This is a genomic window from Paenibacillus sp. FSL R7-269, assembly GCF_000517865.1.
Taxonomy (GTDB): Bacteria; Bacillota; Bacilli; order Paenibacillales; family Paenibacillaceae; genus Paenibacillus_AQ.
Window position 1 is genome coordinate 1 of sequence record NZ_ASPS01000036.1, and the last position, 21710, is coordinate 21710.

Consider the following 21710-nt stretch of genomic DNA (forward strand, 5'->3'; position numbering starts at 1 on the left):
AACACGGACTACTATACAGAGCGGCGGGGTGATCCAAGGTGAAGCTTGCTATCATCCTGCTCTTTGCTTATATTGTGGACCGGATAGCCGGCGACCCGCGCAAGCTTCCCCATCCCGTTATTTATATGGGGAAGGCGATTAGTGCCCTGGAGCGGGGGATTCGCCGCTTCGCTGCAACGCCCAATGCTCTGAAGCGGGCAGGGATTCTTCTTCCTCTGCTGGTAGCAGGCGGCGCATGGGCGCTGACAGCGCTGGTTGTCATGCTGCTCTACCGGCTATCGCCCTGGCTGGCCGGAGCAGCCGAAGTGTGGCTGATCTCCACCACCATTGCCTCCAAAGGGCTGAAGGATGCGGGCATGGCAGTTTACGCCGAGCTGCGCTCGGGGGATCTGCCCGCCGCCCGCCGGGCGCTCGGGATGATCGTTGGCCGCGATACAGACCATCTGGATAGCCCGGAGATTGTGCGCGGTACGGTGGAGACGGTCGCGGAGAATATCGTCGATGCGATCATCTCGCCGCTGTTCTTCGCCTTACTGGGCGGCGCACCGCTGGCTATGGCTTATCGTGCAGTGAACACGCTGGATTCCATGGTCGGCTACAAGAATGATAAATACCGCGATCTCGGCTGGGCATCGGCCCGCCTGGATGATGTTGCCAACTACATACCGGCGCGGATGACTGCGCTGCTCTTAACCTTATGTGCGGCACTTCTGCGGCTGGACTGGCGCAGATGCTGGCACACGGTTCGCCGGGATGCCCGCCTGCATCCCAGCCCGAACAGCGGGTATCCCGAATCGGCAGTAGCCGGGGCGCTTGGCATCCGGCTTGGCGGTGAGAATGTATACCATGGCGTAACTTCCTTTCGCGCTTACATGGGTGATCCGCTGCGGACGATGGAGCCGGAGGATATTATTGTGACCTCGCGGATGATGATGTGGTCCTCGGCTATCTTTGTCTGCATCTGTGCAGCCGTTGCCCTGCTATGGCATGGGATCGGGGGTTGAGCAGATTGAAGAAAGTTCAAGCATTGGGTGCGGGGGAGTCTTCTCCGGCAATCCAGAAAGCTCAGAAGGTTCAGAATGCTCGAAAAACTCAGAATGCTCAGAATACACAGAATACACAGGAAACCTGGGGCAGTCAGAAGGCTCAAAAGTTGCAGAGTACACAGTCACCTCAGACCAACCCTGCGCAGCCGGAGCTGGAAGTGGTTTTAGTCCGACATGGCTATACCCAGTGGAATAAGGAACACCGTTATCTGGGCAGTACCGATTTGCCGCTTGTGCCGGGAGAGGCAGAGCGGCTTGAGAAGCTACGGACACAGCCACCGCTTGGCGGGGAGTTCCGCAGTGTCTATTGCAGTGACCTGCGCAGATGCCGGGAAACTCTAGCGGCCTTGCTTCCGCACCTGATGCCGCAGGCAGTCTATGATTCCCGGCTACGGGAGGTGGACTTCGGGGCGTGGGAGGGCTACACGTATGATCAACTTAAGGATAATCCGCTGTACCGGAGCTGGATTGACAACCCCGGGTCGGCAACGCCCCCGGAAGGGGAGGCGTGGGCGCAATTCGCTGCCCGGGTTGATCATTTCTGGATAGAGCTTCTGCGGGAGGTGCAGGCTCCCGATGCATCCCGTATATTACTGGTGACCCATGGCGGCGTCATCCGGCAGCTGCTGGCGCAGATCATTGAAGGCCAGACATTCTATACCGCAGCAGCACCGGCTCCTGGTGAGGTTACGGTCCTGCGTCTGCTGAAGGTTGGAGGAAGCTGGCAGATGGCGGCGGAGAATGCTAACGGGTGATTGCACTTTGTACATCAGAATGATCCAAAAAACGTATCCATAACTCATTCTGCTGTATTTCCTGCAACAGAATTGCAGCAATTAGCCCGATAATAGGCAAAATCCAAATTTCTAATGCACATAATGCAGCAGAATACGAAAAAGGGCCAATATACGCTTATCTGATTGTACAAAATACAATAGAACCCTCAGGGAGCGCTCAATTAGTGCCCGGGCAATACACGAAAATACCCGATAATCACAACCCGTCCGCATCCGCCCGCATCAGGTATTCCCCATTACCGGTATGCTGAGAAGACGCATGTATAAGCAATATTAGCTCCACATTCCCGCCCCTCATCCCCCACAGAACCACGTCCGGCAGAAAATCCCGGGGCGGTGGTTCTTTTTTTACGGCAAAGTCTGTGCCATGATAGCTATGGAGGCGATCGCAGGATGTTTAAGGATTTCAAGCTCATTACCGGGCGTCCGGTATCGATCCAGGTGAAGGATTATATGAAGCATCTCATCATCAAAAGCGCGCTCCAAGGCGGCCAAAAGCTCCCCTCGACACGCGAACTCAGCAGCCTGCTGAAGGTCAGCCGGAACTCGGTGATCTCGGCTTATGAGGGTCTGGAGGACGATGGCTTCGCCTATACCGTACAGGGTCAAGGCAGTTATGTCGCCCAAGGCGCGGCAGCGCAGAACGGTGCGGAAGCCGCCTCATGGACGATGGACTGGAAGGAACGGCTTAGCGGGCAGGCGCTGCTTGCAGAGGAGCTGGACATTATGAAGCGGGGGATACGCGCGGAGAAGGGCACGATTTCTTTTACCAGCATCGCCCCGGATGAGCGTCTCTTCGAGCTGGATCATGTCCGCAGAGCGTTCCTGGAGCGTATGTCCGTAGAGGGCAACGTTCTGCTGAATTATGGATATGCCAAAGGCTATAAGCCGTTAATAGACTATCTCAAGCAATATATGGAGCATAAAGGCGTGGATCTGCGCGGCAAGGATATGCTGATTACGAACGGGTTCACGGAGGGCTTCGACCTGGTGCTGTCGGCTCTCGGCAAGCGGCATGGCGCAGTGGTCTGCGAGAATCCGACGCATCATACGGCAATCAAGAATCTGAAGCTGCACGGCTTCGGAATTCACGGGGTCACGATGGAGCGGGACGGCATCCACCTCGGGGAGCTGAAGCAGGCGCTGGAGGCGCGGCCATATGACTGTGCTTATCTGGTTCCCTCCTACCATAATCCCACCGGCATCGTCATGTCCCCCGAGAAAAGACAAGGGCTAATGAAGCTGATGCAGGACTACAACGTGCCGGTGATTGAGGACGGGTTCAATGAAGAACTGCGCTATTCTGGCGCCCATGTGGCTCCGTTAATTGCGGCGGCGGGCGGCGGGAACGGCGTGGTGTATCTCGGCAGCTTTTCCAAGGTCCTGTTCCCCGGGCTGCGGGTAGGCTGGGTGCTGGCGGATGAGGAGCTGATCTATTATCTGGAGAGTGTTAAGCGGGCGCGGACCATTCATACCTCGACGCTTGACCAGTCCATTCTGTATCAATATCTGCTGGGCGGCAACCTGGAGAAATATCTCAAAAAAGCCCGGCTGGAGTATAAACGCAAATACGAGCTGACCCTGGCCTGCTGTAAGGAGCATATACCATATGCCTCCTTGTCGGGTGATGGGGGGCTGCATCTGTTCGTAACGTTCGCGGAAGGCTTCAACACAAGGAAATTGCTGGCGGCTTGCCACGCGCGGGGGGTTATTTTTACGGCGGGAGACATCTTCTTCACAGACGGTGCAGGACAGAATACGCTGCGGTTGGGCTTCTCCAGGGTGGCGGATGAGGATATTGTGCGGGGCATTGCAATCATCGGGAAGACAGCACGGACATTAATGGGAGAATGAGGTGCGGATATGCTAAGAGTAGGTGTGATTATGGGCGGGGTATCGTCCGAATATGAGGTGTCGCTGAAGACTGGCAGAGAGATGCTGAAGGCGCTTGATCCGGCAAAATACACAGGAATCCCGGTACACATTACCTCGCGTAAAGAGCTGCTGGAAGGGACGGCCGGACTGGACTTCGCTCTGCTCGCCCTGCATGGGGCCTACGGGGAAGATGGTACGGTGCAGGGAGCCCTGGAGACGCTCGGAATCCCGTATTCCGGGAGCGGGGTGCTCGCAAGCAGCTTGTGTATGGATAAAGGGCTGGCCAAGACGATCATCCGCAGCAAAAGCATTCCCACACCCGACTGGCTGTGTTGGGACAGCATGGACGACTATGCCCCGGAAGCCGTGGAACGGCTCGGTTATCCGGTGATGGTGAAGCCGAATTCCGGCGGGTCCAGCATCGGGATGACCAAGGTAAGAGGGCCAGAGGGGCTGCGGGCGGCGGTGGATAAGGCTTTTGCTAGTGCGGATGGAGGAGCGGTGCTGATTGAACAATACATCCCGGGACAGGAGATTACCTGCTCCATCCTGGGGGGAGAGTTGCTGCCGGTCATCGGGATTCAATCGCTGAGTGCAGACTGGTTCGATTATGAGGCCAAATACGAGCAGGGCGGAGCGGAGGAGCAGATTATCCGGCTGCCGGATGCGGTGCAGGAACAGGTACGGACGGCGGCGTTAACCTGCTACCGGGCGCTTAAATGCGCAGTGTATGCACGGGTGGATATGCTGCTGAAGGATGGCATCCCTTATGTGCTGGAGGTGAATACATTGCCCGGAATGACGGCAACCAGCCTGTTGCCCCAGAGTGCAGAGGCAGCCGGGATGGACTTCAGCAGCCTGCTGGATGAGATCATTACCGGGTCACTGTGTGAGCGCGGGGGCTTGAAAGGTGCATTTGGCGAGGGAGCACGGACGGATGTGGATGCAGGAGTTAAGCCGCAGGGGCAAGTCAAGGATGCGCAGCAAGCCGGTTATTCCAATCATACCCATCATGCACATCATGTCCCTCAAGCCCCTCAAGCGCAGCCTGTAGAATCTGGAGGTGTCAGGCTATGAGTACGATGAGAAGGGACAATGCTGCATTGCCTGTAGATAGAGTCAGCAGCCCTATGCACAGTCATATTATTAATCCGCGGTTACAAGAGATTCCGCCTTCGGGCATCCGGGCTTTTTTTGATCTGGCTGCGGGTAACAACGATATTATCTCACTAGGAGTAGGCGAGCCGGACTTCGCTACACCCAAGCAGGTAAGAGCAGCCTGTATCCGTGCGCTCGACCGCGGGGAGACGGGGTATACCTCGAACAGCGGACTGCCGGAGTTGCGGGAAGAAATTGCCGGCTATTTGGAGACGGGCTTCGGATTGCGCTATGATCCTGCGGATGAAATTCTGGTTACGGTGGGAAGCAGTGAAGCGGTGGATCTGGCACTGCGGGCATTCATGGCTCCCGGGGATGAGATTCTGATTCCTTCTCCGGGTTATGTCGCCTATGCTCCTATTGCCCATCTGAACGGCGGGACACTGGCGCCGGTGGAGACGAAGGTAGAGGAAGGCTTCAAGCTCACTGCCGAAGCTCTGCGTAAGGCGGTAACGCCGCGTACGAAGCTGCTGATGGTGAATTTTCCAAGCAATCCTACAGGAGCGGTTATGACTTACGAGGACTGGCTGCCGGTTGCTGAAGTGGTGAAGGAGCATGGCCTGATTGTCATTTCTGATGAGATCTATGCCGAGCTGACTTATGACAGCAAGCATGTCAGCATTGCCTCTCTGCCTGGGATGATGGAGCGGACGGTGGTGATCAGCGGATTCTCGAAGGCTTTTGCCATGACGGGCTGGCGGGTAGGCTATGCCTGCGGGAACCGCGAGCTGCTCTCGGCCATGCTGAAGATTCATCAATACACCGCCATGTGCGCACCGCTGCCGGGGCAGATTGCTGCGGTCGAAGCGCTGCGCAGTGCGCTCCCGGATATGGAGCGGATGAAGGCGTGCTTCAAAGAACGCCGCTCGCTGATCGTGGAGGGCCTGCGGTCCGCCGGATTGTCCTGCCATATGCCGCAGGGGGCCTTCTATGCCTTCGCTTCGATCAGCCGCACCGGGCTCAGTTCAGAAGAGTTCGCCATGCGCCTGCTGCAGGAGGCAGGGGTTGCCGTGGTACCGGGTCATGTGTTCGGAGCTGGAGGGGAAGGCTACATCCGCTGCTCCTACGCCGCTTCTACGGCGAAGCTGACCGAAGCGCTGGAGCGGCTGGAAGGCTTCATGAAGATGACAATGCTGCATAGTTTTGCAGGTAAAAATGTAATTGTAAGATGATTTCATATCACCTATAATCCTTAAAGGAAGAAATAGGGAGATTGAAACAGCATTCCGGCCCGCCGCCGGATCAGGAAGCCCCCTTCTTCATTTGGAGGGGGCTTTTGGGCTTGTAATGGGGTAAGGCTGGGGAGCCGGTGGGAGCTTGATGGTGCTGAAAGTTGGCGGGCAGGTAGACGGTTAGCAGCTAACTAGGTAACTGTGGCGGGATGTAGGCTGGCGGGAGGAATAAGGGGGAGAAATCCCTTTGATTGTGGTCGAAGTGGGCTGATGGGAGGAAAGAGAGGGAGAAATCCCTTTGATGGTGGCGGAAATTAGGCTGGTGAGGAAATGAGAAGGGTAAATCCTTTTGATCCTATTGTGCTGAGGTGCATAAGTGCACCTGAATTTGGCGAAATGGGGCCAGGCGATCGAATGAGGGGTATTAGTGCACTTGATTTCGGCTAACTTGGCCTACCCCGCGTTGCACCATTCCGCCAACCCTGCACACCTGCCCCCGCACCTTGCAACTTTTACACAGCATGCTCATACAGTGGACTACCTCCACAGCAGCAATTTGACTAAATTTATCCTTCTAATACAGGCAGGCTTAGACTCTTCAGTGCGCTAGTGAGCGGCATAGCCTGCAATACTTGCGGATTTAAACTTCAATGACTGATAAACAGCTTCAACGTAACCTGATCAGCAGACACAGATGTATTCTTGCAGCGGGAGTCCGCTTTCGCACTATCTAATAGGAGGCAATATCATGATCTCAGCCATTCAAGAAGTAACCGGACGGATCGCTCCGCCTGACGAAAAAGCTACACTACGCGCGGTGCTCCGCCTGAACAGTCTGACCAAGCCGCCCGGAAGCCTCGGGCGGCTGGAGGCGCTGGCTGTCCGGCTGGCCGGAATCTCCAAAGTAGAGCAGCCCTGCTACAGCAAACGAACGGTTGTGGTTATGGCCGCAGACCATGGGGTCTGCTGTGAAGGCGTCAGTGCTTTTCCGCAGGAGGTGACCATGCAGATGGCCTATAACTTCCTCAACGGCGGGGCGGCTGTGAATGTCCTGGCCCGTCAAGGCGGTGCTGAGGTACAATTCGTGGATATCGGGATCAACGGCGATATCGACCACCCGCAGCTGATTAACCGCAAGGTCCGCCGGGGCACAGACAATATGGCAGCAGGTCCGGCGATGAGCCGGGAGGATGCGCTGCGCGCGATTCTGGCCGGAGTTCATGTGGCGCAGGAGGCGGTGAAGAACGGCACGGAGATTTTTATTACCGGGGAGATGGGCATCGGGAATACGACAGCCAGTGCGGCGGTCTTGTGCGCACTCGAGGGCATTCCGGCAGAGACGGCGGCAGGACGCGGGACAGGCATTAACGATGAGCGGCTTCAGCACAAAATTTCGGTAATCGAACGTGCCCTCCAGGTAAATAACCCCGACCCCGCTGATCCGGTTGATGTGCTCGCCAAGGTCGGAGGGCTCGAGATTGCCGGGCTGGCCGGGCTGATTCTCGGTGCGGCGGCGCTGCGGATTCCGGTCATTCTGGACGGCTTCATCTCCGGTGCGGCAGCTCTGATCGCCCGGGCACTGGCACCGGAATCCACAGCGTACATGATCGCTTCCCATGTCTCTGGTGAGCAGGGGCATAAGCTGATGCTGGACCGCCTCGGTCTGGAAGCGCTGATTGATATGGGCCTGCGGCTGGGCGAAGGCACCGGGGGCGCGCTATGTCTGCATTTTATCGAAGCGGTCTGCCGGATTATGCGTGAGATGGCGACCTTCGAAAGTGCGGGCGTCTCCGGCTCGGAGAGCGTATGAGCATTCTGGTCACGGGCGGGGCACGCAGCGGTAAAAGCGGCTTCGCCGAGCGTCTGACCCGCAAGCTGGCTGACTCGCAGCGGGCGGTCTATGTGGCAACCGGACAGGCTTTTGATGCGGAGATGGAGGCGCGGATTGCATTGCACCGGCAACAGCGGCAGGCGGACGGTTTCCAGTGGGAGACGTTGGAGGAGCCGCTTAAGCTCGCAGCGCTGCTGGAGCAGCTCTCCGGCAGCGGCCAGACTGTGCTGGTGGACTGCCTGACGCTCTGGCTGTCGAATCAGCTGCTGGCTGTGGAGGAGAAGAGCGGCAGGAAGGAATTGGTAGAGGCTGCAATTGCGGAACTGGAGCAAACGGTCTCGGGCTTCGAGGGCACGCTGATTCTGGTTACGAATGAAGTGGGCGACGGCATTGTGCCGGAATATGCGCTGGGGCGGCTATACCGTGATTTAGCGGGAAGAATGAACGCCAGGCTGGCTGCCCGGTGCGGGCAGGTCTTTCTCGTGACTGCCGGAATCCCGATTGAGCTGAGAAGCCGGGAGTATCTGCTGTGAGTGCGCGGGGAAATGCCGCGGCTGCGTTTCAATTCCTGACGCGGTTTCCGGTCCGCACCAAGGAAGATTTCTCGCCGGAACTGTTGCGCGCGAGCGTGGCCTATTATCCGCTCGTCGGGGCAGCCATCGGCCTTAGCACCCTACTTGGCGCCGCCGCAGCAGGCTGGCTGCTGCCGGCCTGGCCTGCCGCTGTCGTCACCCTCATCCTGTGGGTAGGACTGACCGGCGGGCTGCACCTGGACGGCTGGATGGACAGCGCCGATGCGCTGCTCAGCTACCGCTCCAGGGAGCGGATGCTGGAGATCATGAAGGACAGCCGTGTCGGCGCTATGGGCGTGCTGGCCTGCGTGCTGCTCCTGCTGCTGAAGGCCTCGCTGCTGGCGGCATGGCTCGAAGGCGGCAGCTTCAGCCTGCTGCCGCTGCTCCTGCTGCCGCCGGTCTGGGGCCGCTGGTACATGGTGCGGGCGATGGCCCGCTATCCCCTGGCCCGCGGCAATGAAGGGCTGGCCGCCACCTTCGGCGGGCTGCCTGCCCGGCAGGAGCGGCGCGCGGGCCTGAGCGCCGTGCTGCTGACGCTGGCCGCAGCTGCTGCGCCTCTGGCGCTGGGCGCGGGCAGCGGGGCATGGCCGCTGCTGGCGGCTGCGGCCATCCTGACACCGCTGGCCGCGGCGGCCTGCGGCAGGCTCGCTGCGCGGCGGATCAACAGCCGGCTCGGCGGGCTCACCGGCGACGTCTACGGCGCGCTGGGCGAGCTGCTGGAGACGGTGGTCCTGCTTGTGCTGGTACTGCTCCAGCACAACCTGCCTTAGCGGGCCGCGAGCCACCTGCCCGCGTCCGTCTGAATAATGCGCCGTACCTACGCAGCATTTATGCGCCGCTTCGCGCTGCGCCCGTAGCGAACAATCAGTGATACATGTATTCTGTGCAACTAAAAACATTGAAACGGCAGGCTTTCTTCTTGTAACTGTAGTCTGTACAACTAAATTTACCTGAATGGGCGAAAATCCTGATATAGAGGCTGTTTAAATGCACGAAATACAGCTAAACGGAGATTCGGCGGCAGACCAAACGATTTAGTTGTACAAGCTGCGTTTAAGCCACCCTCTACACCCTAACCGGGGGACGGCGAAATTTCAGCAAGCGACGAGTTAAAGTAATGCTCACAGGTGAAAATCTGCTGAAGACTAATGCATCATCAGATTTACACTAGCGGGTGGGCATGATGAACCTTAAAAGGACTAAATATGAAATCCTTGGGCCAATCTATGCGGAAAACAGCATACAATGTGCAGGTAGGGGTGTTTGTGGCTCGAATGTATGCGGAAAACAGCATACAATGTGCAGGTAGGGGTGTTTGTGGCTCGAATGTATGCTGAAAACAACATACAATGTGTAGGTAGGGTGTGCGGGGCCCGATGTATGCGGAAAACCGAACACAATTAGCAGGTGTTGTGCCAGTGGTCCTCGTTGCGCCGTCCAGCCCATGTGCACCGCTTCGCCCGGCGCAAGAACCGGCTGTGCCGTCCAGCTCATGTGCGCCAGCCCTACACCTATACGCCGCACCACGCCCGGCGGCCAACACCTGCACCGCCGCCAAGCGCCGGGAGCAGCAAGAAAGCGAGGAAGATGAACATGGAAGATACAGCCGCATACACAGGCGCAGCCCGGGCAGCGGAAGCCGGTCAGAGTCGGCCCGGCGCTGTGCTGATGATCCAGGGGACAGCCTCCGATGTCGGCAAAAGCCTGGTCACCGCCGCCATAGGGCGGATAATGACCCGGGACGGCTACCGGACTGCCCCGTTCAAGTCGCAGAATATGGCGCTGAATTCCTATGTCACAGCGGACGGCAAGGAAATCGGCCGTGCCCAGGGGATGCAGGCGGAAGCCTTCGGCATTACGGCTACCAGCGATATGAATCCGATTCTGCTGAAGCCCTCCGGGGAGATGAGTGCGCAGATTGTTGTGCACGGGGTGCCGCATGCTGCGCTCAGCGCGAGGGAATACCGCGAGAAGTTCCTCCCGGAAGCCAAGGGTACCGTAATGGATGCACTCGGACGGCTGCGGGAGGCCTATGATATTGTGCTGATGGAAGGCGCGGGCAGTCCGGCGGAGATCAATCTCAAGAGCCGGGATATCGTCAATATGAATCTGGCCGGATGGGCAGATGCACCCGTGCTGCTGGTCGCCGACATTGACCGGGGCGGGGTCTTCGCCTTCATCGTCGGCACCCTGGAGCTGCTGGAGCCGCATGAACGCACCCGGGTCAAAGGCTTCATCATCAATAAATTCCGCGGGGATGTCTCCCTGTTACAGCCCGGACTGGACTGGCTGGAGGAGCGCACAGGCATCCCGGTACTTGGGGTGCTGCCGTTCCTGCCGCAGCTGCGGATTGAGGCGGAGGATTCCGTAGTACTGGAAGGAACGTCCGGCCGCCAGCGGGATGAGTCCGCGAAGGAGCTAGATATCGTCGTCATCCGTTATCCGCGGATCTCCAACTTCACCGACTTCGATCCGCTTCAGGAGGAGCCGGATGCTGCCGTACGTTATGTGCAGTCGGCAGATGAGCTTGGAACACCGGATGTGATTATCCTGCCGGGCACGAAAAACACCGCTGCTGACCTGCAATATCTTCGCGAGCAGGGGTTCCCGGCCGCAATCGAGCGTGCGCTGGAGCGGGGAACGCAACAGCTTGCCGGGATCTGCGGCGGGTATCAGATGCTGGGCTTGAAGCTGCTTGATCCCCATGCCGTAGAGAGTGCGGAACCGGGAGAGAGCGAGGGGCTGGGCTATCTGCCGCTCTCGACAGCGTTTCTCCAGCACAAGACTACGGTGCGGGTGAGCGGCGGGCTGGCTGCGGATCATCCCCTGCAGTTAAGCGACGCAGCCACTGGCGTAACACCGGAAACATTGCCTGTCGCCGGTTATGAGATACATATGGGAACAACCACGAACCATGACCCGTCTTCCGTGCTCAGCCTGTTTACACTGGCCGCATCGGAAGGGCAGGCAGTGCCGGAGGGCTGGGGGACCCGGGACGGCAGAGTCTGGGGCAGCTATCTGCACGGGCTGTTCCACAATGATGCTCTGCGCCGGAGCTGGCTGAACGGACTGCGTATCTCCAAGGGACTAGCACCGCTACCCGCCACCTTCTCGGCTGCTGCACTCCGTGAGCAGGAATTCGACCGGCTGGCAGATGCTGTAGAGTCCCATTTGAATATGGCTGCGGTATATGCAATTATGGGCCTGCCGGGAGGGGGAGAATAGCGATGCTGCTTGCCGTGCTGCTGTTTGTCGTAGCTGGTCTCGCTGAGATCGGCGGCGGATACCTCGTCTGGCTCTGGCTGCGGGAATCGCGCCCGGTATGGTATGGATTAGCAGGCTCGGTTATCCTGATCGCCTATGGTATAATCCCGACCCTGCAGAAATTCCCTTCGTTTGGCCGGGTATACGCCGCTTATGGCGGAGTATTCATCGTCCTGGCTGTACTGTGGGGCTGGCTGGTGGACCGCAAGACGCCGGATCTCTACGACTGGATCGGAGCCGGCATCTGCGTCATCGGGGTATCCGTCATTTTATGGGCGCCCAGGCACTGAGCAACTTTCTTCACTTTTCCCCAAAAAAAAGCAGTTCCAAAGGCCGCATCGCCTCGGGAACTGCTTTTTCTATTAGTTAATTTAGTTAAGTAGCGCTTAGCGCCCTCAAATCTTAAACTGCTGAGCGGCTTTTTGCAGCTTCACGGCCTGTTGGTAGAGGTGCTCGACGGTCAGCGCGTGGCCTTCCAGCTCCTCGTGCTGGCGTGCTGAGTTGTCGGCAAGTGTGTCTGCGTTCTGCTGCGACTTGGCGGTAATCTGCGCCGTTTCTTCTACAGAGGCACTGACTTCCTCGGTGCCTGCCGAGATCTGCTGAGTGGCGGCAGAGACGGACTGAATACTGTGATTGATGCTCTGAATGAGGATCAGCAGGTGGTTAAAAGCATTACCGGCTTCGGCCACCTTGTTCATTCCGGAAGCCACTTCCGCATTGACATGGTTCATTTCGGATACGGACTGAGTCATATCTGCCTGCAGACTCAGCAGGAATTCGCGGATCTGCTCGTTGGATTCCTTGGACTGCTCGGACAGCTTGCGCACTTCCCCGGCCACCACAGCGAATCCGCGGCCATGCTCCCCGGCACGGGCGGCCTCAATGGAAGCATTAAGCGACAGCATTTGAATCTGCTTGGTAATCTCGGTAATCCCCTGTACGACCTCCCCAATCATCAGCGAGCGTTCGTTCATCAAGCGGAACTGCTCCAGCGACTGTTCGGAGGCCTGCTCTACCTGGCGCATCTGCTCCACTGCACTCTGGGCAATATCATTGCCGCTCTGGGCCTCGGTGGAAGCCTCGCTGATCTGCTCGGTGACCTCACCGGCGGCGGAAGCAATATGCTGGATACCCATATTGATCTCATCCATGGCCCGGGAGTTATCCATGGCACTGCTGGCAATCATGGTACTGCCCTTGCCGATCTCCTCCACAGAGACCGCTGAATGTTCAGCCATCTCATTAAGGATCTGGACACGCGTTTTCAGATCATTGGAATCGGCTACTACTGTCCCGGAGGTATCCAGTACATGTCCGATCATCTCCTTCAGGCGCTCACTCATGATGCGGAAGCTCTCGGAGAGCTGTCCAACTTCATCGGTACCCTCCAGAGTCAGCGCTTCGGTGAAGTCGCCGCTTGCCAGCTTGTTGCTGTAGGCAGCAAGCTTAGTGATCGGACGGGTGATTCTGCGGCTCATGAAGCCTGCGGCAGTGACCCCTACCAGCAGTGCCAGCAGGGTAATTCCTGCGCTTGTCCATAGGATGCTGCTCATCTTGTCTTTGACGAAGTCCATATCTGCGCTTGCAGCTACAATCATGGTCGTTCCGGGAACGCCGACATAGGCACTTTTATGTATACCATGGCTATCACTATACATTTCACTAAGTCCAGTTTTTCCTTTGGAGGCTTGCTCCATGGCAGGAGATACTTCTATTACTTCATCCGGTTTGAGCTTGGCACCATGATCTGCGGTCAGGACAGTGGCCTGGCCATCCTTCAGATTGATGAGGAAGATAGTATCCACATCCAGCTTTTTACGCTTATCCTCCAGATAGAATTCGACATTGGTCCTAGCCTGCTCATTCTTGTTCAGGGTCTGCTGCGCACTGGTTGCATTCAGGTTCTTATAAGCATCCTGGGCGGCGGCACTCAGAGACTTGTCGATCTGCGGAATGACATAGCTGTTAATGGTGCCGATAGATATAAGGTAGAAGCTGATACTCAACGTAAGAGAAGTGAGTAGCAGAACGACGAACAGCAACAGCGTGAACTTGCGACTAATTGATTTTTTGAAGCCAAACATGGCATTCGCTCCTTTTTACGTGAAATGCATCTTAATCTCCATATTCTATAGAATTAACCTCCGGTTGAATAGTGAAAAATTGCTATATGCTGCATTATTTTCAGAAATACCTGAATATTTAATGACTCTATCACTATTTCGGCAAAAAGAAGCAAGGAATTGCTGCTTTTCTGAAAATTTAAAATTTCATAGCATGTTAGCTTTGTATGTGATAGAGTAGTTATGTTTTGTTTCTTGACTATTGTGATCCGCGGTTCGTAACCATCCCGCGTAACCAAAACTAGGAGGAATACCAGGTATTATGTTTAACTTGTTGTGGGGCGTTTGTTTCGTTGTCGTTAATTTTGTGTTTTTTCTGCTGTGCTACCGCTTATTCGGTAAAAAAGGGCTCTACGCCTGGGTCGGCATGGCAACCGTAGTCGCTAATATCCAGGTCGCCAAGACCATTGCAATGCCGTTCGATATCGTGATGACGCTGGGTAATACGATGTATGTCACGCTCTATATGACCAGTGACCTGCTCAATGAGCGGTACGGCCGGGCTGAAGCGCGGAGTGCTGTGTGGTTCGGCTTCTTCACGCTGCTGATGACGACCGTCATTATGCAGATGGTGCTGGTGTTCAAGCCGCAGGAGACGGACATTGCCCAATCTGCGCTGCAGACGATATTCGGCCTGATGCCGAGACTGGCGCTGGGCAGTCTGACCGCTTATTTTATCAGCCAGTTCCTGGATGTACGGCTCTACGCCTGGATCCGGAAGTATTACGGCAGCTCTAAGCAGCTATGGATCCGCTCGAATGGCAGCACGATGATCAGCTCCTTTGTCGATACGCTGATCTTCTGTACGATTGCTTTTGCCGGAACCTATGACATGAAGGTGTGGACCGAGATTCTGCTGACCACCTACCTGTCCAAGTTCATCCTCACGGCCGCCGGCACGCCGGTGCTGTATCTGGGCCGTTCCTTCAAATTTGCCGAGGAAGAGCAGAAGCCTGCTATCCGGGAGTAAGCCTTCCCATCATAAAGCCCCAGCCCCCGAAGATCCGGGTGACTGGGGCTTTTGTGTGCCGTGAAGTACAGTAGGCTCGTGCACTAACTTGAAACTTCCTGCGTTCAGCTGAATTACAGGTTAAGCACGGTCCATTCTTTAGGGAAGCTGGTCAGCGTCTGCGGACCTTCGGCGGTGACCAGCACATCGTCCTCAATACGCACACCGCCGAGACCCGGCACATAAATCCCCGGCTCTACGGTGAAGACGTTGCCGTTCTGGATAATATCCGTATTCAGTCCGTGCAGCGAAGGGTACTCATGGGTGTCCATGCCCAGTCCGTGTCCGACACGGTGCATGAAGTACTCCCCGTAACCTGCGGCGTCAATCACATCACGTGCGGCCTTGTCGACAGAACCGAAGGACGCTCCGGCCACGGAGGCGGCAATGCCCGCTTCATTGGCGGCAAGCACAGTACTATATATATCACGCAGTCTGCTGTCCGTTTCTCCCACCGCGAAGGTGCGGGTGATATCGGAAGCATAGCCACCGGCATATACACCGAGGTCGAACATTAACAGGTCGCCCGGCTGAATAAGGCGTTCGCCCGGTACGCCGTGAGGCAGGGCCGTGTTCGAACCGGACAGCACCATCGTGTCGAAGGAGGGGCCGGAGGCGCCGACTTTTTTCATCAGATACTCCAGCTCTGCTACCAGTTCAATCTCGCTGACTCCGGCTTTGACATGCGCCAGACCCTGGCGGAGAACCTCCTCCACCAGCTCGGCGGCATGCTTCATGATACGTACTTCCTCCGGGGTCTTGACCGCGCGCATGGCCCGGAGCAGATGGCCGATATCCTGATAGGAACCTGCGGCGACCGCCTCTGCGAGGAGCTCATACCGGCTGACGGAGAAGTGTTCCTTCTCGATGCCGATGCTGCCCAGAGTAACACTGCCAAAGCGTGACTTCAGCAGAGCGTACGGGTTGTCCGTGTCGCTGTGTGTCAGAATTGTCTTCACCAAGGAGGCGGCATGCGCGGCTTCGGCGTCCAGCGCCGGAACGATCAGCACCGGTTCTTCACCCCGGATCAGCAGCAGGCCCAGAAAACGTTCATGCGGGTTGCTGGCAAAGCCCGTCAGATAGTACACATGCTTAGGATCGGTTACGAGCAGGGCATCCAGGCTTGCGGCCGCCATGTCCTGCTCCAGTTGTTGCAGAGCTGCATTCATTTCAATAGTTCCCCTTTCATCTACACGCTTGAACAGCAATGTTCCTATTATAATTCATAATCCTGAAGCCTGCACATCCCGGACGAAGACTATGTTAACTCTCTGAAATGATGTAACATGAGCTTAGCGCATATACTCGGATATGGAGTAAGTTAGGCCGGTGTTTGAGCTGTGCCGGCCGGCGAGGAAGGGGAGGAAGTCCATGCAAGGCACAACCGTACTGATCACCGGTGCGAACTCCGGGATGGGACTGGCTACAACCGTAGAAATGGCCCGCAGGGGAGCAACTGTCATTATGGCCTGCCGCAGCCTTAAGCGGGGGGAAGAGGCGCTTGCCGAAGCGGTGCGGCAGAGCGGCTCCAGCCAGATCCGGCTGATGCTGTGCGATCTCGCTTCCTTCGATAGCATTCGCGCTTTTGCCGGGGAGTTCACTGCCGAATATCCGGTACTGGATGTTCTGATCAATAACGCAGGGGTGGTCGCGCTGAAGCGTGAGCTGACAGCAGATGGCTACGAGCTGGATCTGGGCGTGAATCATCTGGGGCATTTCCTGTTGACCCGCCTGCTGCTGGATAACCTCAAGGCTGCTGAGCAGGGCCGGATTGTGGTTGTGGCTTCGGGAGCCTATAAGATCGGCAAGCTCTATCTGGAGGATCATACGTTATCCCGTGGCTTCAATCCCGGCAAGGCGTACGCCCGCTCCAAGCTGGCGAATATTCTGTTCACCCGTGAGCTGGCGGAACGCTTGAAGGGAACGCAGGTGACGGTGAACAGCCTGCATCCGGGTGCAGTAGGAACGAGCATCGGCGTGAACCGGGAGACTGGCTTCGGACGCAGGGTTCTGAAGCTGATGTCCTACTTCTTCCTCACTCCAGAGCAGGGAGCGGATACAGCCATCTATCTGGCAACTGCGCCGGAGCTGGACGGGGTAAGCGGGCAATATTATTACCGCCGCAAGATCAAGGAGCTGACGCCACGGGCGGAGGATACAGAAGCGGCCGCACGATTATGGAAGTGGAGTCTGGATCAGACGGGGCTTTAGTAAAGCCGTTTCAGTAGGGTTGCTTCAGCATTGCTGAAACTGTGGAACTGCTGCGTAATAGGACCGGCTTGGAGTATAATTACGGTACGTATGCTTATACCACAATTAGGAGGAAATAGAGCATGGAATGGCAGGCTTATACCATAGAGGATGCACGAATTGAGGATTTGGATGCAATTGTGGAAATTTATAATTCGACGGTTGCCGGTAGAGTGGTAACTGCGGATATTGAACCGGTTAGCGTGGAGGAGCGGGTGGGATGGTTCCATGAGCATAGCAGCCATCACCGGCCGCTGTGGGTACTGAGACAGGGCGGCGAGATCGCGGCCTGGTTCAGCTTCCAGTCATTCTACGGACGGCCGGCTTATAATGGAACAGCAGAGATTAGCGTCTATGTAAATGAGAAATTCCGCGGCAGCGGTGCGGGAAGTATTCTGCTCGCCAAGGCAGTGGAGGAATGTCCGCGCCTTGGGCTGCAGAATCTGGTCGGGTTCGTATTCGGCCATAATGAGCCCAGCCTCGGCCTGCTGCGGAAGTTCGGCTTCAAGGAATGGGGGCTGCTGCCTGGAGTCGCAGTGCTTGACGGCATCCCGCGCGATCTGGTCATCATTGGCCGCAAGCTGTAAATATATAAATAGACAGGCCTTATTGAGGTTGCGTAGGAGGGCTGAAGGCGGAACGGCATTCCTCTTCCGTAATCCATGATTCCGACCAGACCTGAAGATCGCGAATGACGGATTCCAGCGCCCGGCCTTTGCCTGTAAGCGAATATTGGATGCGGACGGGGGTATCCGGGAACACCTCGCGCAGCACGATGCCTTCCTGCTCCAGCTCCTTCAGCCGTTCAGACAGCAGCCTGCCGCTGACAGGCAGTGAGGACTCGATTTCCCCGAAGCGCTGGGGGCCCTGGAGCAGCTGATAGATGATTAAGCCCGTCCAGCGTCTGCCGATAATATCCATGCTTTTTTGTAATCTTGGACATAACTCTGTGTATTTCATTAGGCTCACCTCTTACTGTACATTATAAACGAATTTCCCTGTACCTAAAACAAATTTGAAGGATTATAGCTGCATGAAAGGATGATTCCCATGGCAAAAAAGAAGAAGAATACACCGGCCCCGCGCCCTGCGGCAACGGATGCCCCGGCAACCCTGAAGGATATGCTGAGCGGCGAGGTGCTGGAGAAGCTAAAGGCGCAGTCCGATGCGCTCAAGGCAGAAGAACAGAACAAGAAGGAGGCTGTCCTAAAGGCAGCCGAGGATAAGCGGAAGGCGGAGCAGAAGCGGCTGGAAAATGATTTCGGCCATCTGCTGGAGAACAGCAATCAGGACTGGTCCAAATTTAAGTAAAATAATTCTTTACCAGAATAAGGGTTGACAATCTGCTGCAAGGCCATATATTATTGGGTTTATCATTTAGAGAAGGGAGGCTGATGAGTCATGATTGGAACAAATAAACGGAACAGACAGCAGGATCACCTCACAACCGCATATGTACGATCTGATCTCATCGCCTTCGTCCGGAAGACATAATATGCAGGGTATTGCTGCTGATGTCTGAACTGAATACAGGTGTGCTTTGAACGGGTGCAAGCTTCAACGGGAAGCTGCACTTAGCGCGCCGGGAGCCGCATGATCAGAACTGGTCTGCGGCTCTTTTTGTGTACCTGGAAACTCGGAATTTGCTGAACCCCTATGGAAACCTAACCAGAAACCCAACCTGAGAGGAAATGAAAATAGATATGAATAGCATGGAGCACCAAGCGGAGGAAATGTCCCGCTATAAACATGAGGTGGCCCTTCCGGGCGGCGACCTCAAAATCTACGCCAGTGAGCAATTATTCGGTACGCTGGATTACAAGGTCCTGGAGATGGCTAACAATAATCTGCAGATTCCCGGCATCGAATATATGAGTTATACGCCGGATGTGCATGTAGGCGTCGGAACCTGCATCGGTACAACCGCTGTCTGGGATGCCCAATCAGGCTATGTGTCGCCGTCCATTGTGGGCAGTGACATCGGCTGCGGGATGCGCGTGCATCTGACCAACCTGCATATGGATGATCTGCGTGAAGTGAAGCTGCGCCGCAAGCTGGTCCGCGCCATTGAGAAATATCTGCCGATGGAGGCCCAGCAGCGCGGCCACTACAGTGATATCCGGCTGGAGAATATCGTACGCAAGGGGCTGCACGGCCTGCCGAACAAATATATCCCGGACAGCTACACGCCGAAGAAATCAAGTGCGCTGTCCCATGTGGAGATCAGCAAGCTCGGCTTCGATGAAGAGATTCTGAATGAGCTGCCGGACATGGCCTGGCACCGGGGCCACCGCCAGCTTGGAACTCTTGGCGGCGGCAATCATTTTGTGGAGATTCAGGCGATTGAGATCGCAGAGGAGCAGCGGGAAGTAGCCGAAGCCTGGGGGCTGAAGGATGGGCAGATTGCCGTTATGATCCACTCCGGCTCACGGGCCTGGGGCGGTATGGTCAATCAGTTCTGCACCCCGGCGTTCGCCAAGGTCATGGGCCAGCTGGGGCTGGGCAGCGCTGATCCGCGCCTGATCTATGCACCTCTGGCGCATCCTCAGGCTCAGCGCTATGTTAATCTGATGAACTCGGCACTGAACTATGCGGTTGTGAACCGTCACCTGATTGCTTATGGAGTCCGTGAGGGCTTCCGGGATGTCTTCGGCACGAAGTGCGAGCTGCGTACCCTTTACGATCTGATGCACAATTACGCCTGGGAAGAGAAGACTTCCTCAGGCAGCAAGTTCGTCCACCGTAAGGGGGCTACCCGCGCTCTGCCGGCAGAGCATGCGGATAATCCGCGCCCTTATGCAGCGACTGGACATCCGGCGCTGATTCCCGGCTCGATGGGCACCGCATCCTATATCATGGTCGGCCAGCCCGGCGGGGAAGAGAATTATTATTCCATCTGCCATGGTGCAGGACGTATCCGTTCCCGCTCGGCCACCAAGCGGCTGGTGAGTGTCCAGGAATTCTCCCGGTCGATGAAGGTAGGAACGGAAGATGAGATTGTTGTGAACCAGCATTCCCTGGAATCTATTATTGACGAATCTCCCCAAGCCTATAAGAATGTAGATGAGATCATAGAAAGCGTTACGGGCGCCGGCCTGGCTGCCGTGGTGGCCAAGTGCAAGCCGCTCGCAGCGATAAAGGGGACGAAATAAGGATGGAGCAGGAGAACAAGAAACCGGCTGTAATCTATGAATATGATGAAGAGAGAGCCGGAATTATCAAAGGCTACGATGTGTACGCCCGTCTGGTGGACGGCATCCTTGAAGCCCTCTACACCCGGTACGGTGTCCGTTACGAGCTGTATGCCAGCGATGATCCCAACAGCGAATACTGGAAGCTGCTGGAGAACGATGTGCAGAGCGGGAATGATGGTGTGGAGCATGTGGCGCGGATTTTTGACCGTCTGGAGGACCGGACCTTCGTGTTTGATGATGAGAAGGAGCAGCCGGAGTATCATATCCATCTGTCGGTCCGCAATAATGTGCTCGCTTATCCGGCGATGGGCATTGCGCTGGCACGGGTTCCGGTGTTTCAGGAGAACGGGATCAACTTTCAGGATTATGTGTTTGCCGCATCGGATGCTCAGTTGCAGTTCTTCCTTGGCAATGTGCGCAAGCGCCAGCGGGAGCAGAATATCAACAAGGTGACGGTGTTCACCGACCGGCGCAACGGGATTTCCCGTGAGGATGAGCCGATTACGCGTGCGGTTAGGCGCGAAGAGGTGATTTTGGATGCCGGTATCAAAAAAGAGATCTACCGCTCGCTCGACCAGTTCTTCGACAGCGACCGCAGCTTCTATGTCACCTATGATATCCCGTACAAGCGGGGGATTCTGCTCTACGGGCATCCGGGCAACGGCAAGACCACTCTGGTCAAATCCATTGCCGGAAGCGTGCCGGGACCGGTGCTCTATTGGCAGATTACGGAGTACACAAGCAGTGAATCGGTGAATGAGGTATTCGAGGCTGCTGCCCGGCTGGCACCGATGGTACTCGTGATTGAGGACATCGACTCTATGCCGCAGGAGGTGCGCTCCTTCTTCCTGAACACGCTGGACGGGGCGACCTCCAAGGAGGGGATCTTCCTGATCGGCACGACCAATTACCCGGATAAAATCGACCCGGGTCTCATGAACCGCGCCGGGCGCTTCGACCGGGCCTACGAGATCAAGATGCCAAGCGAGGCACTGCGCCTTGAATATCTGCAGCTGCGCGGCTTCTCCGCCTTCGCAGGTGAGGAAGGCACGGCCACCGCTGCGCGTCTGACCGGGGATTTCTCCTTGACCCAGCTCGGCGAGCTGTATGTCAGTGCCGCACTGGAATGGCATGAGAACGGCACGGCAGATGTGGAGCTTCTGGTGCGCGGTATGCGCGGCGAGCTGGACAAGGGCCGCAAACGGGAATGGATGAAGGACGCTTCGTCCAGCATTGGATTTTATTGAGCCGCCGGGGAACAGAGGCGGAATAGCAAGTACTTGAGGGAGCCGTGAGGCTCCTTTTTGTTCGTAATGTCCAGGAAATGATGACGGGGAGGCGCATCGACCGAATGTAATCGAAAAACCGATCACATTCTAAATAAGCGTATCCATGCTACCTATGGTTCACACGTTAGAG

General features: G+C 56.5%; 19 protein-coding genes. 16 read left to right on the forward strand and 3 right to left on the reverse strand.

The genetic code is table 11. The annotated features are described in order from the left end of the window. Positions 1-38 precede the first annotated feature (38 nt). The 10 genes from cbiB (at position 39) to C162_RS17675 (ending at position 12005) form a co-directional block, all read left to right on the forward strand. A complete protein-coding gene (gene cbiB / locus C162_RS17630) occupies positions 39-1004 on the forward strand; it encodes an adenosylcobinamide-phosphate synthase CbiB (RefSeq protein WP_036695990.1) in 966 nt (321 codons plus the stop codon). A 149-nt stretch (positions 1005-1153) separates the two neighbouring features. After that, the gene (locus tag C162_RS17635) at positions 1154-1801 is read left to right on the forward strand and encodes a histidine phosphatase family protein (RefSeq protein ID WP_235218456.1); all 648 of its coding nucleotides are present in this window, start codon (positions 1154-1156) and stop codon (positions 1799-1801) included. Between the two features lie 435 nt (positions 1802-2236). After that, positions 2237-3697: an aminotransferase-like domain-containing protein gene (locus tag C162_RS17640; RefSeq protein ID WP_036695993.1), complete on the forward strand. Its 1461-nt coding sequence runs from the start codon at positions 2237-2239 to the stop codon at positions 3695-3697. Positions 3698-3706: 9 nt separating this feature from the next. Then, on the forward strand, positions 3707-4795 hold the full coding sequence (locus C162_RS17645; RefSeq protein ID WP_084648965.1) for a D-alanine--D-alanine ligase: 1089 nt from the start codon (positions 3707-3709) through the stop codon (positions 4793-4795). A 5-nt stretch (positions 4796-4800) separates the two neighbouring features. Next, entirely contained in the window at positions 4801-6048 is a 1248-nt protein-coding gene (locus tag C162_RS17650) for an aminotransferase class I/II-fold pyridoxal phosphate-dependent enzyme (protein ID WP_051493651.1), read from the forward strand. 748 nt (positions 6049-6796) lie between these two features. Next, positions 6797-7858 (forward strand): nicotinate-nucleotide--dimethylbenzimidazole phosphoribosyltransferase, encoded by a 1062-nt coding sequence (cobT, locus tag C162_RS17655; RefSeq protein ID WP_036695996.1) that lies wholly within the window; start codon positions 6797-6799, stop codon positions 7856-7858. After that, complete coding sequence (cobU, locus tag C162_RS17660; protein WP_036695998.1) at positions 7855-8412, forward strand: bifunctional adenosylcobinamide kinase/adenosylcobinamide-phosphate guanylyltransferase; 558 nt, start codon at positions 7855-7857, stop codon at positions 8410-8412. Before cobT ends, cobU begins: the two co-directional genes overlap by 4 nt. Next, positions 8409-9221: an adenosylcobinamide-GDP ribazoletransferase gene (cobS, locus tag C162_RS17665; RefSeq protein ID WP_036696001.1), complete on the forward strand. Its 813-nt coding sequence runs from the start codon at positions 8409-8411 to the stop codon at positions 9219-9221. Before cobU ends, cobS begins: the two co-directional genes overlap by 4 nt. A gap of 823 nt (positions 9222-10044) precedes the next feature. Continuing rightward, on the forward strand, positions 10045-11676 hold the full coding sequence (locus tag C162_RS17670) for a cobyric acid synthase (RefSeq protein ID WP_051493649.1): 1632 nt from the start codon (positions 10045-10047) through the stop codon (positions 11674-11676). Positions 11677-11678: 2 nt separating this feature from the next. Further along, entirely contained in the window at positions 11679-12005 is a 327-nt protein-coding gene (locus tag C162_RS17675; protein WP_036696004.1) for a YnfA family protein, read from the forward strand. 105 nt (positions 12006-12110) lie between these two features. Here C162_RS17675 and C162_RS17680 read toward each other — a convergent pair whose 3' ends face one another. Next, positions 12111-13799 (reverse strand): methyl-accepting chemotaxis protein, encoded by a 1689-nt coding sequence (locus C162_RS17680; protein ID WP_036696006.1) that lies wholly within the window; start codon positions 13797-13799, stop codon positions 12111-12113. 301 nt (positions 13800-14100) lie between these two features. On the opposite strand from C162_RS17680, the gene C162_RS17685 reads away from it, so the two are divergent. After that, complete coding sequence (locus C162_RS17685; protein WP_036696009.1) at positions 14101-14808, forward strand: queuosine precursor transporter; 708 nt, start codon at positions 14101-14103, stop codon at positions 14806-14808. Positions 14809-14921: 113 nt separating this feature from the next. On the opposite strand, the gene C162_RS17690 is transcribed toward C162_RS17685, so the two are convergent. Beyond that, positions 14922-16016, reverse strand: a complete 1095-nt coding sequence (locus tag C162_RS17690) for a M24 family metallopeptidase (protein ID WP_036696011.1) — start codon at positions 16014-16016, stop codon at positions 14922-14924. 202 nt (positions 16017-16218) lie between these two features. On the opposite strand from C162_RS17690, the gene C162_RS17695 reads away from it, so the two are divergent. Both C162_RS17695 and C162_RS17700 read left to right on the forward strand, forming a co-directional pair. Beyond that, complete coding sequence (locus C162_RS17695) at positions 16219-17058, forward strand: SDR family oxidoreductase (protein WP_036696012.1); 840 nt, start codon at positions 16219-16221, stop codon at positions 17056-17058. A 122-nt stretch (positions 17059-17180) separates the two neighbouring features. Continuing rightward, positions 17181-17684, forward strand: a complete 504-nt coding sequence (locus tag C162_RS17700; protein ID WP_036696014.1) for a GNAT family N-acetyltransferase — start codon at positions 17181-17183, stop codon at positions 17682-17684. 19 nt (positions 17685-17703) lie between these two features. On the opposite strand, the gene C162_RS17705 is transcribed toward C162_RS17700, so the two are convergent. Continuing rightward, on the reverse strand, positions 17704-18057 hold the full coding sequence (locus C162_RS17705; RefSeq protein WP_036696016.1) for a winged helix-turn-helix transcriptional regulator: 354 nt from the start codon (positions 18055-18057) through the stop codon (positions 17704-17706). Positions 18058-18147: 90 nt separating this feature from the next. Here C162_RS17705 and C162_RS17710 point away from each other — a divergent pair, with 90 nt between their 5' ends. From C162_RS17710 to C162_RS17720, 3 genes are all read left to right on the forward strand, one after another. Continuing rightward, the gene (locus tag C162_RS17710; RefSeq protein WP_036696017.1) at positions 18148-18408 is read left to right on the forward strand and encodes a YqkE family protein; all 261 of its coding nucleotides are present in this window, start codon (positions 18148-18150) and stop codon (positions 18406-18408) included. Between the two features lie 392 nt (positions 18409-18800). Further along, the gene (locus tag C162_RS17715) at positions 18801-20249 is read left to right on the forward strand and encodes an RtcB family protein (RefSeq protein ID WP_036696019.1); all 1449 of its coding nucleotides are present in this window, start codon (positions 18801-18803) and stop codon (positions 20247-20249) included. A 2-nt stretch (positions 20250-20251) separates the two neighbouring features. Continuing rightward, on the forward strand, positions 20252-21538 hold the full coding sequence (locus C162_RS17720; protein WP_036696021.1) for an AAA family ATPase: 1287 nt from the start codon (positions 20252-20254) through the stop codon (positions 21536-21538). The last annotated feature ends 172 nt before the right edge of the window (positions 21539-21710 follow it).

Coding starts and splice junctions, on each gene's coding strand:
- C162_RS17645 (WP_084648965.1), top strand. CDS start 3,707: ATGCTAAGAGTAGGTGTGATTATGGGCGGGGTATCGTCCGAATATGAG.
- cobT (WP_036695996.1), top strand. CDS start 6,797: ATGATCTCAGCCATTCAAGAAGTAACCGGACGGATCGCTCCGCCTGAC.
- C162_RS17675 (WP_036696004.1), top strand. CDS start 11,679: ATGCTGCTTGCCGTGCTGCTGTTTGTCGTAGCTGGTCTCGCTGAGATC.
- C162_RS17640 (WP_036695993.1), top strand. CDS start 2,237: ATGTTTAAGGATTTCAAGCTCATTACCGGGCGTCCGGTATCGATCCAG.
- C162_RS17650 (WP_051493651.1), top strand. CDS start 4,801: ATGAGAAGGGACAATGCTGCATTGCCTGTAGATAGAGTCAGCAGCCCT.
- C162_RS17720 (WP_036696021.1), top strand. CDS start 20,252: ATGGAGCAGGAGAACAAGAAACCGGCTGTAATCTATGAATATGATGAA.
- cobU (WP_036695998.1), top strand. CDS start 7,855: ATGAGCATTCTGGTCACGGGCGGGGCACGCAGCGGTAAAAGCGGCTTC.
- C162_RS17710 (WP_036696017.1), top strand. CDS start 18,148: ATGGCAAAAAAGAAGAAGAATACACCGGCCCCGCGCCCTGCGGCAACG.
- C162_RS17685 (WP_036696009.1), top strand. CDS start 14,101: ATGTTTAACTTGTTGTGGGGCGTTTGTTTCGTTGTCGTTAATTTTGTG.
- C162_RS17680 (WP_036696006.1), bottom strand. CDS start 13,799: ATGTTTGGCTTCAAAAAATCAATTAGTCGCAAGTTCACGCTGTTGCTG.
- C162_RS17715 (WP_036696019.1), top strand. CDS start 18,801: ATGAATAGCATGGAGCACCAAGCGGAGGAAATGTCCCGCTATAAACAT.
- C162_RS17690 (WP_036696011.1), bottom strand. CDS start 16,016: ATGAATGCAGCTCTGCAACAACTGGAGCAGGACATGGCGGCCGCAAGC.
- C162_RS17700 (WP_036696014.1), top strand. CDS start 17,181: ATGGAATGGCAGGCTTATACCATAGAGGATGCACGAATTGAGGATTTG.
- C162_RS17670 (WP_051493649.1), top strand. CDS start 10,045: ATGGAAGATACAGCCGCATACACAGGCGCAGCCCGGGCAGCGGAAGCC.
- C162_RS17705 (WP_036696016.1), bottom strand. CDS start 18,057: ATGAAATACACAGAGTTATGTCCAAGATTACAAAAAAGCATGGATATT.
- C162_RS17695 (WP_036696012.1), top strand. CDS start 16,219: ATGCAAGGCACAACCGTACTGATCACCGGTGCGAACTCCGGGATGGGA.